Source organism: Clostridium transplantifaecale (assembly GCF_900626075.1).
Lineage (GTDB): Bacteria > Bacillota > Clostridia > Lachnospirales > Lachnospiraceae > Otoolea > Otoolea transplantifaecalis.
This window is the reverse complement of sequence record NZ_UYZY01000003.1, coordinates 446,078-462,026: the sequence shown is the minus strand read 5'-3', so window position 1 is coordinate 462,026 and position 15,949 is coordinate 446,078. Positions and strand designations below refer to the sequence as shown.

Genomic DNA, 15,949 nt, shown 5'->3' with positions numbered 1-15,949 from the left:
TACCTTCAAAACCACATATTGAAATTCATCCGTTTTAAACTTTGTTTCCTCTATCCTAACCTAACCTTTTGGTTAAGCCCTCGACCGATTAGTAACAGTCAGCTGCACATGTTGCCATGCTTCCACCTCTGCCCTATCTACCTCGTCGTCTTCAAGGGGTCTTACTCTTGCGATGGGATATCTCATCTTGAGGGGGGCTTCACGCTTAGATGCCTTCAGCGTTTATCCCGTCCCGACTTGGCTACTCTGCCATAGGCTTGATACCTAACAGATACACCAGAGGTCAGTCCATCCCGGTCCTCTCGTACTAAGGACAGCTCCTCTCAAATATCCTACGCCCGCGCCGGATAGGGACCGAACTGTCTCACGACGTTCTGAACCCAGCTCGCGTACCGCTTTAATGGGCGAACAGCCCAACCCTTGGGACCTACTTCAGCCCCAGGATGCGATGAGCCGACATCGAGGTGCCAAACCACTCCGTCGATGTGAACTCTTGGGAGTGATAAGCCTGTTATCCCCAGGGTAGCTTTTATCCGTTGAGCGATGGCAATCCCACTTTCATACCACCGGATCACTAAGTCCTACTTTCGTACCTGCTCGACCCGTCAGTCTCGCAGTCAAGCTCCCTTATGCCTTTGCACTCTTTGAATGGTTTCCAACCATACTGAGAAAACCTTTGAGCGCCTCCGATCCCCTTTCGGGGGCGGCCGCCCCAGTCAAGCTCCCCACCTGACATTGTCCCACCACCGGATCACGGTGGCTGGTTAGAAATCCAGTATCACAAGGGTGGTATCCCAACATTGACTCCAAGAAGACTGGCGTCCTCTCTTCTTCGTCTCCCACCTATCCTGTACATGCAATACCGAATCCCAGTATCAAGCTAGAGTAAAGCTCCATGGGGTCTTTCCGTCCTGGCGCAGGTAACCAGCATCTTCACTGGTATTTCAATTTCACCGGGTGCATTGTTGAGACAGCGCTCAAATCATTACGCCTTTCGTGCGGGTCGGAACTTACCCGACAAGGAATTTCGCTACCTTAGGACCGTTATAGTTACGGCCGCCGTTTACTGGGGCTTAGATTCAAAGCTTCGATTGCTCTAACCTCTCCTCGTAACCTTCCAGCACCGGGCAGGCGTCAGCCCATATACCTCACCTTACGGTTTTGCATAGACCTGTGTTTTTGCTAAACAGTTGCTTGAGCCTATTCTCTGCGGCCCACTCTCGTGGGCACCCTTTATCCCGAAGTTACAGGGTCATTTTGCCGAGTTCCTTAACAATGCTTCTCCCGCCGGCCTTAGGATTCTCTCCTCATCCACCTGTGTCGGTTTACGGTACGGGTACATATCACACAATAGCGGCTTTTCTCGACAGCCCCTACGCCAACTTCGCTACTAATAGTTCGCTACGCGTCACGTCCTCCTGTTGTTGAGCGGATTTGCCAGCTCAACCAGTCCTACGCTTGCCCCGGTCTTTTCATTCCCGGGTTTGGCACCGGTTCTGTGTCCCCACAGTTCTGATGATATGCAGTACAGGAATTTCAACCTGTTGTCCATCGACTACGCTTCTCAGCCTCGCCTTAGGCCCCGACTTACCCAGAGCAGATCAGCTTTACTCTGGAAACCTTAGATATTCGGCCTGGAGGATTCCCACCTCCATCTCGCTACTCATTCCGGCATTCTCTCTTCTTAAAAGTCCACAGCTCCTTATCGGTACTGCTTCACTCCTTTAAGAATGCTCCTCTACCAATTGTCTTACGACAATTCCTAAGCTTCGGTGTTGTGTTTTAGCCCCGGACATTTTCGGCGCAGGACCTCTCGACTAGTGAGCTATTACGCACTCTTTGAATGTGTGGCTGCTTCTGAGCCAACATCCTAGTTGTCTTTGAAATCCCACATCCTTTTCCACTTAACACACACTTTGGGACCTTAGCTGTAGGTCTGGGCTCTTTCCCTTTTGACTACCCAACTTATCTCGTGCAGTCTGACTCCCGTACATCATTTATGCGGCATTCGGAGTTTGATATTCTTCGGTAGACTTTGACGTCCCCTAGGAAATTCAGTGCTCTACCTCCGCTAAACTAATACGAGGCTAGCCCTAAAGCTATTTCGAGGAGAACCAGCTATCTCCGGGTTCGATTGGAATTTCTCCCCTATCCACACCTCATCGCCACCCTTTTCAACGGATGTGCGTTCGGTCCTCCATTTCCTTTTACGGAAACTTCAACCTGGACATGGATAGGTCACCCGGTTTCGGGTCTGCACATGCTGACTTGACGCCCTATTAAGACTCGCTCTCGCTTCGGCTCCGCACCTTAAGTGCTTAACCTTGCCAGCATCCGCAACTCGCCGGACCGTTCTACAAAAAGTACGCGGTCGCACCTTAACGTGCTTCCACAGATTGTAAACACAGGGTTTCAGGTTCTCTTTCACTCCCCTCCCGGGGTCCTTTTCACCTTTCCTTCACAGTACTATGCGCTATCGGTCACTAAGAAGTATTTAGCCTTGGGGGGTGGTCCCCCCGACTTCCCGCAAGGTTCCACGTGTCTCGCGGTACTCTGGATCCTGCTGCTGCCTATTGTTTTCATGTACGGGGCTTTCACCCTCTCTGGCCGGTCTTTCCAGGACCGTTCCATTAACAAATCGGCTCACGTATGCAGTCCGTAACCCCAGAGTGCACGCACTCTGGTTTGGGCTCTTTCCCTTTCGCTCGCCGCTACTCAGGAAATCGATTTTTCTTTCTCTTCCTCCGCCTACTTAGATGTTTCAGTTCAGCGGGTTCCCTTCCATACGTTATGTATTGGCGTATGGATACTTGAGGTCTTCTCAAGTGGGTTTCCCCATTCAGATATCTCCGGATCAAAGGATATTTGCTCCTCCCCGAAGCTTTTCGCAGCTTATCACGTCTTTCATCGGCTCTTAGTGCCAAGGCATCCACCCTGCGCTCTTATTAGCTTAACCAATTGACTCAAACCTGCGGGTGCGGGTTCTTGTCTAAGATTCATAGCGTTGAATCTTTGGTTTAGGTTTACAAATAAATTCGTTTTGGTTTGTTTTTTCGGTTACACTTTCGTGTAACACCTCGGATGTCTTGATTTTGTCTCTCTTCCCTTCCTTGTGGCAAGCCACTCAGAAGAGTTTTAAAACTCTATCTAGATATTATTTCAATATGCAGTTTTCAAGGTACATGCAATGCGTTTACCTAGTCCAGAGTGCCACTCAAGGTCTACGACCTTTCGTTCACGGCGTTTCACGCCTATGCTTGATTCCTCATGTCTGCTTAGGAAAGTAAACTTTCCACACAGCCCTGACTCATCATGCGCACTCTTCCTTCAGCTCGCGCAAATGGAGATGGAGAGATTCGAACTCTTGACCCCCTGCTTGCAAGGCAGGTGCTCTCCCAACTGAGCTACACCCCCATAAAAAAATCCGGCATCCACCTGCTTTCCCATATCGTTACCAATATAGTATCATCGGCCGCTCAGGTCTTAACCATCGTGTTCGGGATGGGAACGGGTGTGACCCCTGAGCGCATCGACACCGGAAACTTTCATTTCCAGGACTTCGATATTAAATTATATTCGATATCCTCGAAAACTCAACAGTATATAAAACCTTTACTTCTTCTTCCTTAGAAAGGAGGTGATCCAGCCGCACCTTCCGATACGGCTACCTTGTTACGACTTCACCCCAGTTATCGGTCCCGCCTTCGGCAGCTCCCTCCTTACGGTTGGGTCACTGACTTCGGGCGTTACTGACTCCCATGGTGTGACGGGCGGTGTGTACAAGACCCGGGAACGTATTCACCGCGACATTCTGATTCGCGATTACTAGCGATTCCAGCTTCGTGCAGGCGAGTTGCAGCCTGCAGTCCGAACTGAGACGTTATTTCTGAGATTTGCTCCACCTCGCGGTCTCGCTTCTCTTTGTTTACGCCATTGTAGCACGTGTGTAGCCCAGATCATAAGGGGCATGATGATTTGACGTCATCCCCACCTTCCTCCAGGTTATCCCTGGCAGTCTCCCAAGAGTTCCCACCTTTACGTGCTGGCTACTTAGGATAAGGGTTGCGCTCGTTGCGGGACTTAACCCAACATCTCACGACACGAGCTGACGACAACCATGCACCACCTGTCTTCTCCGCCCCGAAGGGAAGGGGACGTTACTCCCCGGTCGGATCGATGTCAAGACCTGGTAAGGTTCTTCGCGTTGCTTCGAATTAAACCACATGCTCCACCGCTTGTGCGGGTCCCCGTCAATTCCTTTGAGTTTCATTCTTGCGAACGTACTCCCCAGGTGGAATACTTACTGCGTTTGCGACGGCACCGAAGAGCTTTGCTCCCCAACACCTAGTATTCATCGTTTACGGCGTGGACTACCAGGGTATCTAATCCTGTTTGCTCCCCACGCTTTCGAGCCTCAACGTCAGTTATCGTCCAGTAAGTCGCCTTCGCCACTGGTGTTCCTCCTAATATCTACGCATTTCACCGCTACACTAGGAATTCCACTTACCTCTCCGACACTCTAGTTCCATAGTTTCCAAAGCAGTCCCGCAGTTGAGCCGCGGGCTTTCACTTCAGACTTACAGTACCGTCTACGCTCCCTTTACACCCAGTAAATCCGGATAACGCTTGCCCCCTACGTATTACCGCGGCTGCTGGCACGTAGTTAGCCGGGGCTTCTTAGTCAGGTACCGTCATTTTCTTCCCTGCTGATAGAGCTTTACATACCGAAATACTTCTTCACTCACGCGGCGTCGCTGCATCAGGCTTTCGCCCATTGTGCAATATTCCCCACTGCTGCCTCCCGTAGGAGTTTGGGCCGTGTCTCAGTCCCAATGTGGCCGGTCACCCTCTCAGGTCGGCTACTGATCGTTGCCTTGGTAGGCCGTTACCCTACCAACTAGCTAATCAGACGCGGGTCCATCTTGTACCACCGGAGTTTTTCACACCGCATCATGTGATGCTGTGCGCTTATGCGGTATTAGCAGTCATTTCTAACTGTTGTCCCCCAGTACAAGGCAGGTTACCCACGCGTTACTCACCCGTCCGCCACTCAGTCAACTTAGCTTCCATCCGAAAACTTCCGCTAAATCGCTTCGTTCGACTTGCATGTGTTAGGCACGCCGCCAGCGTTCATCCTGAGCCAGGATCAAACTCTCATGTTTAAGATTTGATTCCGTTCAAAAATCGCTTGGCTATTTTTGTCCGTTTGTGTTCGCTTTTGTAGCACTTTCGTGCTCCGCAAGTGTATCACGTTTTTACTTGGTTTTGTTCTGAATGTTCTCTCGAACTTCTAGGCTTAACCAAAAGCCTTTGTTCTTTAAGAATTTTCAAGGTTTTACATACTGTTCAGTTTTCAAGGTTCTTTGTTGTTGGATGCTGTCGTTTGTTCTCAGCAGCAACTTTTATATCTTATCACAGTTGCTTTTGTTTGTCAACAACTTTTTACATTTTTTTCAAATCTTTGTTTTGATTTGCTGCCCCGTTTTGCAAGGGCGAGTATTATAATAACAAACCGCAAAGGAAAAGTCAACCTTTTTTTTAAACTTTTTTAAATTCTATTTAAAGCGACCGTAATCGACCCCATTTGTGCTGATTTGATCCGGCTTTCATGTTTTAGAATCTGCCGGCGAAGAATGCCGTATTACAGCATATAAGGCTGCTTTCATTCCATCCTTCTATCTCCTGTGTCCTTCCCCCACCCCTTTGCAGTAATTCCCCGGCCTCCATTCATTCCGATTTCTTTTTAATCTTCCTCTCCCCGAATTCTGATTTCCTTTTAATTCGACACCTTGAAACCGTAGAGCCGGTTGGTTCCTTAATAATAAGAAATAACAGCGCTAAACCACACTGAAATCCGCTATCCTTTTCCATATTTATTTTCCCTCTTTCTCCGGCACTTAAAAGCGTCGCAAAGCGTCGATAAAGTGTCGATGCGTCATAGTATCGGAATATGATTAAACATCCGGTTCTTTTCGTTATTTTATCGACGGCATCATAATATACTAAGTAAAAACTATAGGAGGTTTTACTTATGTGGGAAATTATTAGTAACCCGGTTACGCTCTCAGTCATCGTGATGTGCGTGCTGTGTCTGTGTAAGCTCAATGTAATTTTGTCGTTGCTTATCTCAGCCATGGTGGCAGGATTTGCGGCTGGCATGGGACCGGCCGACATTATGGGGGGAATTATTACGGGCCTTAACGGCAACGGAACAAATGCCATAGCATATCTGCTTCTGGGAACATTTGCCGCCGCCCTGGCTCAAACCGGCCTTGCAACGATTCTGGCCAGGTGGATTGCATCGGTTGTAAAAGAACGTAAATGGATTTTACTGCTGACGCTTGTGTTCTGCGCCGCTATCTCAGGAACTATTATTCCGGTACATATTGCTTACATCCCTGTTCTCTTTCCGCCGCTGCTTTTAATGATGAACAAGATGAAAATGGACCGTCGTCAGGCTGCCTGTGTGACTGAGTTTGGTCTGGTGGCTCCCTATGTTACCATTCCTCTTGGATATGGCGTTATCTTCCAGGGTCTCGTAGCAGAGAATATGACATCCAATGGTATGCCGATGCAGATGATAGAAGTATGGCCGCATACAATTATCCTTGGCGCTGGCATGCTCTGCGGTCTGATCGCCTCATGGTGGTTCTTCCGTAAACCAAGAGACTATCAGGATATCGATCTGGAGGGAGTTTCTCTGGAGGGTGAAGCGATCCACATGAACAAAGACCATATCGTATCTTTAGTTGCTATCGCAGGTGTTTTATTCGGTCAGTTATACTGGGATTCCATGCCTCTGGGCGCACTGCTCGGAATCGTTATCATGGTTCTCGGCGGCGCTATCAAGCTTAGAAACAGTGACGGAACAATCGCCGAAGGTATCCGGTTGATGGGTATGGTTTCATTTATCATGTTGATTGCAGGTGGTTATGCCTATGTAGTAAATCAGACAGGCGCCGTTGATACTCTGATCGATGCAACACTGGCTATCTTGGGGAATAGCAAGGCAATGTTCGTCGCTATACTGATTATTATCGGTCTTCTGATCACCATGGGTATCGGAACTTCATTCGGAACAATTCCTGTTATTGCTCTGTTCTACGTTCCGATGTGTATGAAAATGAATATGAGCCCTGCTGCTACCGCTTGCCTTATCGCATGTGCAGCCGCTCTGGGTGATGCCGGTTCTCCTGCTTCGGACAGTACGTTGGGGCCGACGTCCGGACTTAATGCAGATGGACAGCATGATCACATATGGGATACCTGTGTTCCAACTTTCTTCTTCTACAATATCCCATTGGCGATTGCAGGATTCATCGGGGGAATGATCCTTTAAAACCATTCGTTGTCAATTAATAAAAACAGCGGCGTCTCAGACATGTGATGAGAATCGCCGCTGTTCTTAATTTATATGGAATGCGACTGTGAGCCGCTTTCGCAGTTCACCGTCATCCCTGCCTTTAGTAGTTTTCTTTCCTGATTTCAAAATAACTCTGGGCATATTTGCAGACTGGGCATACTTCCGGAGCTTTCTTACCAATTACAAGGTGTCCGCAGATACGGCACTCCCACATGCTCTCCTCCGCTTTCTCAAAAACCTGCTGCATCTCGACATTGTGAAGCAGCTTGCGGTAACGTTCCTCATGGGATTTCTCAATTGCACCCACTTTTCTGAAGAGCTCCGCCATCTCCGGGAAACCTTCCTCGTCCGCATCCTTTGCAAAACGATCGTACATATCGGTCCATTCGTAATTCTCACCCTCTGCGGCAGCCAGCAGGTTCTGCGCAGTTGTTCCCAGATGTCCGAGCGCCTCAAACCAGAGCTTGGCATGTTCCTGCTCATTTCTGGCTGTCTTTAAGAAAATGTCGGCTAACTGCTCGTAACCCTCTCTCTGGGCAATCATGGCGAAATATGTATACTTATTCCTTGCCTGGCTCTCACCTGCGAAACCTTCCATCAGGTTCTTCTCCGTCTTGGTTCCCGCATACTTATTTTCCGGGTTCTCAGGCTTTTCTTCGATCTTCTCAAATACGGAAGCCGGCTGATGGCATACCGGACAGGTAAATCCTTCCGGAAGCTCTCCCTCATGGATGTATCCACAGATTGTACAACGGTATTTTACTGAACTGTTCATATTTTTTCCTCCTAAATCTTCGCTTCTGTCTCTGTAGCCGGTATGCAGCATCTGCTCTGCCAGCTCACTGAGCGGTTTCTTGTAAAATTCCTTATAAAGTTCGATGATTTCCCGGTTCTCATGGCTGGCGCGCAGTTCCATTCCGCTGTCCTTCCGGTAAAGGCCGGCAATCCGCTTTTTCCTCAGCTCATCGCCCTTTAACAGCGTGCCTTTTGGCTGTCCGCCGCCTCCGATGCATCCTCCGGGGCAGGTCATCACTTCTATGAAATGGTATTCTTTACCGCCATTTTTTATTCTATCAATAAATCGGGAGGCAGCCTTTGTTCCGTAAATAACGGCCACATTCACTTCGATTCCCTTTATGGTCACCTGGGCCTCCTTGACGTCCTCCATTCCCCTCACCGGCTCCAAATCGTAAAGAACAGCCGGAGCTTTCTCACCGGTAATATATTCATATGCAGTCCGCAGGGCGGCTTCCATAACGCCTCCTGTATTGCCGAAGATTACGCCGGCTCCCGATGCTTCACCCATCAGCCTGTCATAAGATGAATCCTCAAGTGCGGCAAAATCAATGTCTTCTTCCTTCGCCCACTTTGCCAGCTCTCTGGTCGTGATCACGTAGTCCATATCTCGCATATCATCAATACCCAGATACTGCGCCGCCGCATTCATCTCTTCCCTGCGAATTTCAAATTTCTTCGCGGTACACGGTGTTACGGCTACATTGACAATTTTCTTCGGGTCAATCCCCATCTTCTGTGCAAAATATGTCTTGACCGTCGGCCCCTGCATTCCGATTGGGCTTTTGGCGGTCGACAGGTGCGGCAGCATATCCGGATGATAGGTTTCCGCATATTTTACCCAGGATGGACAGCAGCTTGTGAACTGGGGGAGCGGCCTGGTTTTCTTTGTGATACGTTCAATCAGCTCACTGGCTTCCTCCACAATCGTAAGATCTGCGGCAAAGTTGGTATCCAGCACATAGGAGGCCCCCAGTTTCCGAAGAAGGGCGACCATCTTTCCCTGGACAAAGCTTCCGTCTTCCATGGCAAACTCTTCACCGAGCGATATCCTCACCGACGGTGAGGTATTGAATATCACTATCTTCTCCGGGTCCAGAATCGCCTTTTTAACATCGTGATATTCGTATTTTTCCGTGATACTGGACACCGGACAGACATTTGCACACTGGCCGCAGTTAATACAGACCGCCGTTCCTCCCGTCTGTTCCAGCGTATAAGTCCCGTGGACTCCTATGTAGTCCGTACAGATATCCCTGCACTGGCCGCATTTGATACAGAGCTCTTCATCTCTGCAGATGGACGGGTTGTCTTTCTCAATGGGCACGCGCACGTTCATTGGTAAATGATTCATCTACACCTCCTGAAATTCATGGATACGTTTGTGACGTTCCAAAATCAATAATGATTACTGTTTTTATTTTACCATAATTTTCTTGTTTGTCAAGTAGCCTTTTTCATTCTAAACTTTTTATTTGAACCAATTATTATCGGCCCTTCAGGCAGCCGTGTCTTTCACTTTTCTTCCCGTCTTACCGTGCGCTCCTCCCAGCTCGTTATAGAGGGTAAATCCGAGAATCATAAGACCTCCCGCCATCTGCATCAGACTCATCGTTTCCCCCAGCACAAATACGGACATGAGGCATGCCACCAGGGGATCAATGTAGCTCAGGATCGCAGCCTCCTGGCCTTTCAGGTCTTTTAACGAGGAAAAATAAAGGCAGTAGCCGATTCCGGTATGTACCACGCCCAGGATAAGGAGGTTTAATATTCCAAACCTTCCCGCCTCCGCCACGTGAAAACCTGATTTAAACAGGACATACGGAAACATGACGATCAATCCGACGATAAACTGCAGAAACGTCCTGTCAATCCCCTCTATGTCCGGGAGCGACTTATTGATGAGGATGATTCCTGCATACAGGGCCGCGGCAGCCAGACCATACCCCACGCCTGTAATATTGCTGCTGCCTCCTGAAAGCCCGCCCGCGGAAATCACCAGGACCAGTCCGGCTGTGGAAAAAATAAAGCAGATAATCTGGCGAAAGGAAGGCCTCTCATGAAACAGGAACGGACAGACCGCCGTCACAATCACCGGGGCAAAATAGTAGCTGAGCGTTGCCACGGAAACCGATGTATAACGGTATGCTTCAAAAAGAAAAATCCAGTTAAAACCGATCATCGCCCCGGATGCCATCAGGAGAACCAGGCTTTTCTTACTCCCTGGAAAGTGGAATCTCCTGCCTCTGATAAGCTGCCAGGCAAAAATCACTGCGATTGCAATTGCGGCCCGGAAAAAAGCAATCTCTTCCGAGGAAAGAGGAATTTGCGCCACAAAAATACCGATGGTTCCAAATGCTGCCATTGCCGTAACATTCATAAACTTTGCGCTGCGTATTTTATGTTCCATTTTAGTTTTCTTCCCGCTTTCTGCTATGTTGTAATAACTGCTTCTAATTGCTTTCTATATTCTGAGTATATCACAGGAAGTCCTGCTTTTCGACATTTTATATTTTTATGCGGTTCCACGCTGAATTTTGATAATCCCTTAATGGTTGACATCCGCCTTCTTCTGCTATACTATAAATCTATCATTATAAGGATTAAGGAAGAGGTGGTTAACATCCGGCATACCGGGCGTCTTGCATTCACCGGCGCAGATATGGCTGGAACAGAGTAGATAAAATCAATTTAACAGGAAAAACGGCTGCCCCGGCAGTCTTGTTGTTATGCCTGATTTTGATTTTATTTTACTCTTACCTGTTTTTCTTCTTTTCAGAAAAAGCCGCAGAGTAAAATCTGCGGCTTTTTGTATTACTGAGAAATCTCCTGCGGAATCACGGCTGCGGGAAGAATGAGCACCCGCAGGAAGAGACCGTATGCCTCTCTGCAGCCACCCGGCCGGGGATTTCTGCAACAGGAGCTCCTGATTCTTATAATGAAAATTGAAAGGAGAATGTTTATGTTAGACAATTTGATGAAACTTTTAGAAAAACCGCCCGCTTACACAAAAATGGAGCATGCATTCTGGGATGACGACTATATCTCAGAGCAGATGCTAAGGGCCCATCTGGATCCCGACTTTGAGGGCGCCAGCAGAAATCTGAGATTTATTGAACATTCGGCCGCCTGGATTAAAGATATCCTGCCGCCCTCCCGATACCCTTCTCTCCTCGATGTGGGCTGCGGTCCCGGAATCTATGCCGAACGGTTTTCCGCAGCGGGATACCGCGTCACCGGAATCGATTTTTCAAGACGGTCGATCAGCTATGCCAAGGCTTCGGCAGAACGGCACGGTTTAGACATCCGTTATCTGTGCCTCGATTATCTGAAAATGGATTTTGAGAAAGCGTTTGATGCCGCTACGATGATTTACTGTGACTACGGTGTGCTTTCTCCCGAGGACAGGCAGAGTCTGCTTAAAAATGTTTATTGCTGCCTGAGGCCCGGGGGCAGGTTTCTGCTGGATGTGTTCTCTATGGCTGCATTTAACCGTTTTAAAGAAGAGCAGACCTGGGAAGTCTGTGAAAACGGCGGGTTCTGGTGCGGGTCGAAGTACGCTGCCCTGAACAGGGCCTGCAAATATCCGGACGGCGTGACGTTGGAACAGACTGCGGTTATCTCGGAGCGGGAAACGGCGGTTTATTATCTGTGGAATACGTATTTTACGGTAGAAACCCTGGCCGCGGAAGCGGCCGAAGCCGGTTTTAAGGTCTGTGGCCGGTACAGCGATGTGGCCGGTTCTCCCTTACAAAAAGACGCCCCAACCATTGCAGTCCTGTTGGAGCGTCCCTGAATCCGGTTTTATTTTTCGTAAAGGAATTTCTCAGGCAGTTCCAGCCGGAACACAGCCGCCATATCCTTAAAGTCCTGGACCGACGGGATCTGCCGTTTTTCTTTTGTCACGGACAGTACCTTGATAAGCATCTCTGCGGCCTTCTCCACGGTATGCATTAAACCAAAGGTATTGTCTAAGCTGTCCCCGGCCGCAAAGAGGCCGTGCTGCGCCCAGAGCACCACATCGTATTCCTCCATCATGCCGCAGGTAAGTTCCGCTATCTTTGCCGTGCCCGGAACCATCCACGGGAGCACGCCCATTCCCGACGGAAATGTCATTGCACACTCTGGCTCCATCTCCCAAAGCTCCCTCGTGAATATCTCGTCTTTCAGAGGGAGGATAAAGGAAAGGGCGATGATATTAGCCGGATGGGCGTGGTAAATCACGCGGTATCTCCCGTCCGTCAACCGCTTCTTTACGGCCTGGTTCATCAGATGGGCCGGCAGTTCACTGGTGGGCCGGCCGCCCCCTGCCAGTCCCCATACAATCCGGTAGGCTCCTCCGTCTTTGCTTATTTCTATCATTCCGAAGGAATCTTCCGGGTCAAGCGTCATGTTGCGCATGAATTTTCCGCTTCCGGTCACATATAAAAAGTCTCCCGCCAGTTCTGGGACAATCACCGGGAGCGCACTCCATGCGCCATCCGTTTTCAGCTCCTCCCGTACCTCATCCACTTCCTCCTCCGTCAGACGGAAGCTTAAGTTCCCGCCGTGGCATTCGTGCCAGCCGAGCCTCCAGCCGTCATCCGACATTCTGATAAAACCTTTTGCCGCATTGCTGTCCAGTACCTTCATTCTCTTTCCTCCTGTTCCCGTTCTCCCTGAAATAAACATTTTCTGTCTTGAATAATCATTTAAACTTCAAATTTCCGGCCGCTCCCGCGGCAGATACTTCTTTATTTCAAACGACGATGCGGCGCACGCCTGCGCTTCTTCCAGATCCTTAAATACGCCGTCTGCCGTCATCTGCGCCATGATATTACCGGCCGCCGTAGCTTCCGCCGGTCCGGCCAGTACCGGTACTCCGGAATAGTCGGCCGTAAGCTGGTTCAGGTATCCTGCATTGGACCCCCCGCCGACAATGCGGATCTCCGTGCAGACCTCCCCGGTCACCGTTTCCAGCTCTTTACGTATCGCGGCATAGGATTTTGCCAGGCTCCGGTATACAACCGCCGCCAGTTCCCCGGGTGTTTCCGGTATCTGCTGTCCCGTTCTTTTGCAGAATCCAGTTACCGCCTTTACCATACTATCCGGCGCCAGGAATTCATCGCTGTTGCAGTCCACAAAGGAGGCAATCTCCGTTCTCTCCGCCTCCGTGCACAGCGTCTCAAACGACATCTCAGGGGCCGTCTCTTTCCTTATATTCTGTATCATCCACAGTCCCATGCTGTTTTTGAGCAGCAGGTTCTTCCCCCCGAATCCGCCTTCGTTGGTAAATTTTAGTTTCCTTCCCGCTTCACAGATGACCGGTTCCTCCGTTATCATCCCCATTAACGACCAGGTCCCGGAACTGATGACGGCTCTTGTTTTCCCTTTGGCGCATTCCGGCATAACCATCAGGGCGGAGGCCGTATCATGGGTGGCGGGAAGGATCACGTCACAGTCAAACCCCACCTTTTCTTTCACTTCATCCCTCAGACTCCCCAGCCGTTCACCCGGCATTCTGACCGGCAAAAGAAGACGGTCCGGTATCCCCAGCTTTACGGCCAGCTCCCGGTCCCAGTCCTTTTTCTTCGGATCGAGGAGCTGGCTTGTGGAGGCGTTCGTATATTCCTGGGCTCTCCGCCCTGTCAGATAATAGCCAAAGTAATCCGGAATCATGAGCATGCACCCGGCCTGCCGGAGGAGTTGCGGTCTGTCCCGCCCGTCCGCCGCTAACTGGCAGAGCGTGTTGAATTCGGCCATCTGGATTCCCGTTCTCTTATAAAGTTCCTGCTCGGAAACATTGTCCCATATACTGCGGTAGAGCCCGCGGGTCCTCCTGTCGCGGTGATTTGCCGCATTCCCCAGAATCCGCCCTTCCCGATCCAGAAACACATAATCTAATCCCCATGTGTCAATCCCCATGCAGGCCGGAATTTTTCCCGCATCACGGCAGCGTTTCATTCCTTCTATAAGCTGCATCGTCAGGTATTCCATATCCCAGCACATCATATGATCCCTTATCACGGGACTGTTGGAAAAACGGTAGACTTCCTGCATTCTAATCCTTTCCCCGTCCCGGACGGCCAGGATGTGCCTGCCCCCGGACGCGCCGAAGTCTGCCGCCAGGTAATATTGTTTCTCAGCTGTCTTCATCTTCTCCTCCTTACCTTATGAGCCGATGGGGCCGCAGGCCGCTAAGTGTCCGTATCAGCAAAGAGGCCGGTCACCATGACCGGCCTCGCTCCCGGCATGGAGCCGCTCTCCGGCGCCACACCGCATCCTATCCTCTGCCGCGCTTCTGCGCTTTACTCCTCTGCCCCCTCGGTTATGTACTGCAGGCCCTTTTGTATCCTCAGGTATTTGCCGTACTGCCTGTTGCAGACCGCTGCCGCCTCCGGCTGGGGTTCAAAGCAGTTCTGGATTTTTACCGTCCCCTCCGATATCTGCTCCAGGGAGTCAAAACAGCCGCAGTGGTATGCCGCCAGCAGGGCGATGCCGAAAGCCGGACCTATCATTCCGTCCATCTGCTCGATGCGGATATTCAGCACATTAGCCAGGGTCTGCATCCACACCCGGCTCCTCGCGCCTCCGCCCACCACCTTCACGCTGCCGAACCGGCACAGCGGAAGACGCATCTTCTCGGCCAGCTCCCGAAAGCTGAAGCAGAGTCCCTCAATCACTGCATACAGCATATCGGAGCGGTCCGTCTCCGTGCTCAGCCCGATGAACGAACCCCTGATATCGGGATCCGCATAGAGCGTCTTTTCCCCCATTAAATGAGGATAGAAAAGCACACCGCTCCCCGCGGATTTCTCTACATCCACCAGATTGTCCACCTCGGAATAATCCGCCTCCATGATTCCGCGCACCCACCAGTCAAACGTGCTTCCATTGGACTGCACGGCCCCCTGGATCAGATAGGAATAGCTCTTATCGTCAAAGGAAAACAAAATCATTTTCCCCTTTGCATTGTCCCTGATTTCTGCCACCGGCATCATGAACACGCCCGATGTCCCCAGGGAAATGACGGGATATCCCCGGCCCAGACAGCCCGTGGAAATAGCCGTCGCAGGATTGTCTCCGGTCCCGGTCAGAACGTCTATCTGACGGCTCAGGGAAAACTGTTCCGCAATTTCCTCCTTAAGCGTCCCGGCTGCAAGAACGCTGCCCCGCACCTCCGGGTACATCTCTTCATCCAGGCCGATTAACTCCCTCATCTCGGGCGACCATTTCCGCTGTTTAATCTGGTAGAGGCAGGACGTAGAGGCCTCGCAGTAATCCGTTCCATAATGACCGGTCAGACGGTACACAAGATAATCCGGGCCAATCAGGAATTTTTTGATCTTTTTAAAATTTTCAGGCTCATTCTCCTTCAGCCAATAGAGATTGGCCGCCGGACTTCCGGTGGAAATGGTTCTGGCCAGATATTCTCCCTCCGGAAAATCCCGAATCCGCTCTTTGAGTTCCGGAATCAGATCTTTCGTCCTGATATCATTCCACATCAGCGCGGGACGGACCGATTTCCCCTCCTCGTCCAGAACAGCCAGCGTGTGCATCTGCCCCGTCACTCCAATCCCTCTGATTTGGCTCCGGTCACACTGCTTAAAAATCCGTTCCATGGCGTTCATCATACAATCGTACCAAATCTCCGGATCGATTTCACTGAAACCTCTCTCCGGCTGGACCGCCTGATATTCCTCCGTGATCTGTGCCAGCACATTTTTATTTCCGTCTATCAGTACCAGCTTCATTGCAGAGGTTCCTAAATCTATGCCTAAAAATGTATGTTTTGTTTGTTCCATACTGCAA

7 protein-coding genes, 1 tRNA gene and 3 rRNA genes are annotated in these 15,949 nt (G+C 50.2%); 2 read left to right on the top strand and 9 right to left on the bottom strand.

The window, feature by feature from the left end; all coding sequences use genetic code 11:
• Positions 1-68 precede the first annotated feature (68 nt).
• The 4 genes from EJL91_RS13550 to EJL91_RS13535 form a co-directional block, all read right to left on the bottom strand.
• Positions 69-2,956: ribosomal RNA gene (locus EJL91_RS13550) — 23S ribosomal RNA — on the bottom strand.
• 385 nt (positions 2,957-3,341) lie between these two features.
• Positions 3,342-3,414 (bottom strand) — tRNA-Ala (locus EJL91_RS13545).
• 8 nt (positions 3,415-3,422) lie between these two features.
• Positions 3,423-3,540 (bottom strand): 5S ribosomal RNA (rrf, locus tag EJL91_RS13540).
• Between the two features lie 90 nt (positions 3,541-3,630).
• A 16S ribosomal RNA gene (locus tag EJL91_RS13535) occupies positions 3,631-5,162 on the bottom strand.
• Together the 16S, 23S and 5S rRNA genes with 1 tRNA gene alongside form the textbook arrangement of a ribosomal RNA operon.
• A gap of 869 nt (positions 5,163-6,031) precedes the next feature.
• Here EJL91_RS13535 and EJL91_RS13530 point away from each other — a divergent pair.
• Positions 6,032-7,339 carry a Na+/H+ antiporter NhaC family protein gene (locus tag EJL91_RS13530; RefSeq protein WP_125142494.1) on the top strand — a complete coding sequence of 436 codons (1,308 nt, stop codon included), beginning with the start codon at positions 6,032-6,034 and terminating at the stop codon, positions 7,337-7,339.
• 124 nt (positions 7,340-7,463) lie between these two features.
• On the opposite strand, the gene rbr is transcribed toward EJL91_RS13530, so the two are convergent.
• Both rbr and EJL91_RS13520 read right to left on the bottom strand, forming a co-directional pair.
• Positions 7,464-9,512, bottom strand: a complete 2,049-nt coding sequence (gene rbr, locus EJL91_RS13525) for a rubrerythrin (protein ID WP_125142493.1) — start codon at positions 9,510-9,512, stop codon at positions 7,464-7,466.
• A 144-nt stretch (positions 9,513-9,656) separates the two neighbouring features.
• Positions 9,657-10,568 (bottom strand): DMT family transporter, encoded by a 912-nt coding sequence (locus tag EJL91_RS13520; RefSeq protein WP_125142492.1) that lies wholly within the window; start codon positions 10,566-10,568, stop codon positions 9,657-9,659.
• Between the two features lie 552 nt (positions 10,569-11,120).
• On the opposite strand from EJL91_RS13520, the gene EJL91_RS13515 reads away from it, so the two are divergent.
• Positions 11,121-11,954, top strand: a complete 834-nt coding sequence (locus EJL91_RS13515; RefSeq protein ID WP_125142491.1) for a class I SAM-dependent methyltransferase — start codon at positions 11,121-11,123, stop codon at positions 11,952-11,954.
• Between the two features lie 8 nt (positions 11,955-11,962).
• On the opposite strand, the gene rhaD is transcribed toward EJL91_RS13515, so the two are convergent.
• The 3 genes from rhaD to xylB all read right to left on the bottom strand — a co-directional run bounded on the left by rhaD (position 11,963) and on the right by xylB (position 15,942).
• Positions 11,963-12,790 carry a rhamnulose-1-phosphate aldolase gene (gene rhaD / locus EJL91_RS13510; protein WP_125142490.1) on the bottom strand — a complete coding sequence of 276 codons (828 nt, stop codon included), beginning with the start codon at positions 12,788-12,790 and terminating at the stop codon, positions 11,963-11,965.
• Between the two features lie 66 nt (positions 12,791-12,856).
• Positions 12,857-14,293, bottom strand: a complete 1,437-nt coding sequence (locus EJL91_RS13505) for a rhamnulokinase (RefSeq protein WP_125142489.1) — start codon at positions 14,291-14,293, stop codon at positions 12,857-12,859.
• 152 nt (positions 14,294-14,445) lie between these two features.
• Positions 14,446-15,942: a xylulokinase gene (xylB, locus tag EJL91_RS13500; RefSeq protein ID WP_125142488.1), complete on the bottom strand. Its 1,497-nt coding sequence runs from the start codon at positions 15,940-15,942 to the stop codon at positions 14,446-14,448.
• Between the last annotated feature and the right edge of the window lie 7 nt (positions 15,943-15,949).

Excerpts from the sequence above, each read along its gene's own strand:
- xylB (WP_125142488.1), bottom strand. The coding sequence starts at position 15,942 with ATGGAACAAACAAAACATACATTTTTAGGCATAGATTTAGGAACCTCT.
- EJL91_RS13505 (WP_125142489.1), bottom strand. The coding sequence starts at position 14,293 with ATGAAGACAGCTGAGAAACAATATTACCTGGCGGCAGACTTCGGCGCG.
- rbr (WP_125142493.1), bottom strand. The coding sequence starts at position 9,512 with ATGAATCATTTACCAATGAACGTGCGCGTGCCCATTGAGAAAGACAAC.
- EJL91_RS13520 (WP_125142492.1), bottom strand. The coding sequence starts at position 10,568 with ATGGAACATAAAATACGCAGCGCAAAGTTTATGAATGTTACGGCAATG.
- EJL91_RS13530 (WP_125142494.1), top strand. The coding sequence starts at position 6,032 with ATGTGGGAAATTATTAGTAACCCGGTTACGCTCTCAGTCATCGTGATG.
- EJL91_RS13515 (WP_125142491.1), top strand. The coding sequence starts at position 11,121 with ATGTTAGACAATTTGATGAAACTTTTAGAAAAACCGCCCGCTTACACA.
- rhaD (WP_125142490.1), bottom strand. The coding sequence starts at position 12,790 with ATGAAGGTACTGGACAGCAATGCGGCAAAAGGTTTTATCAGAATGTCG.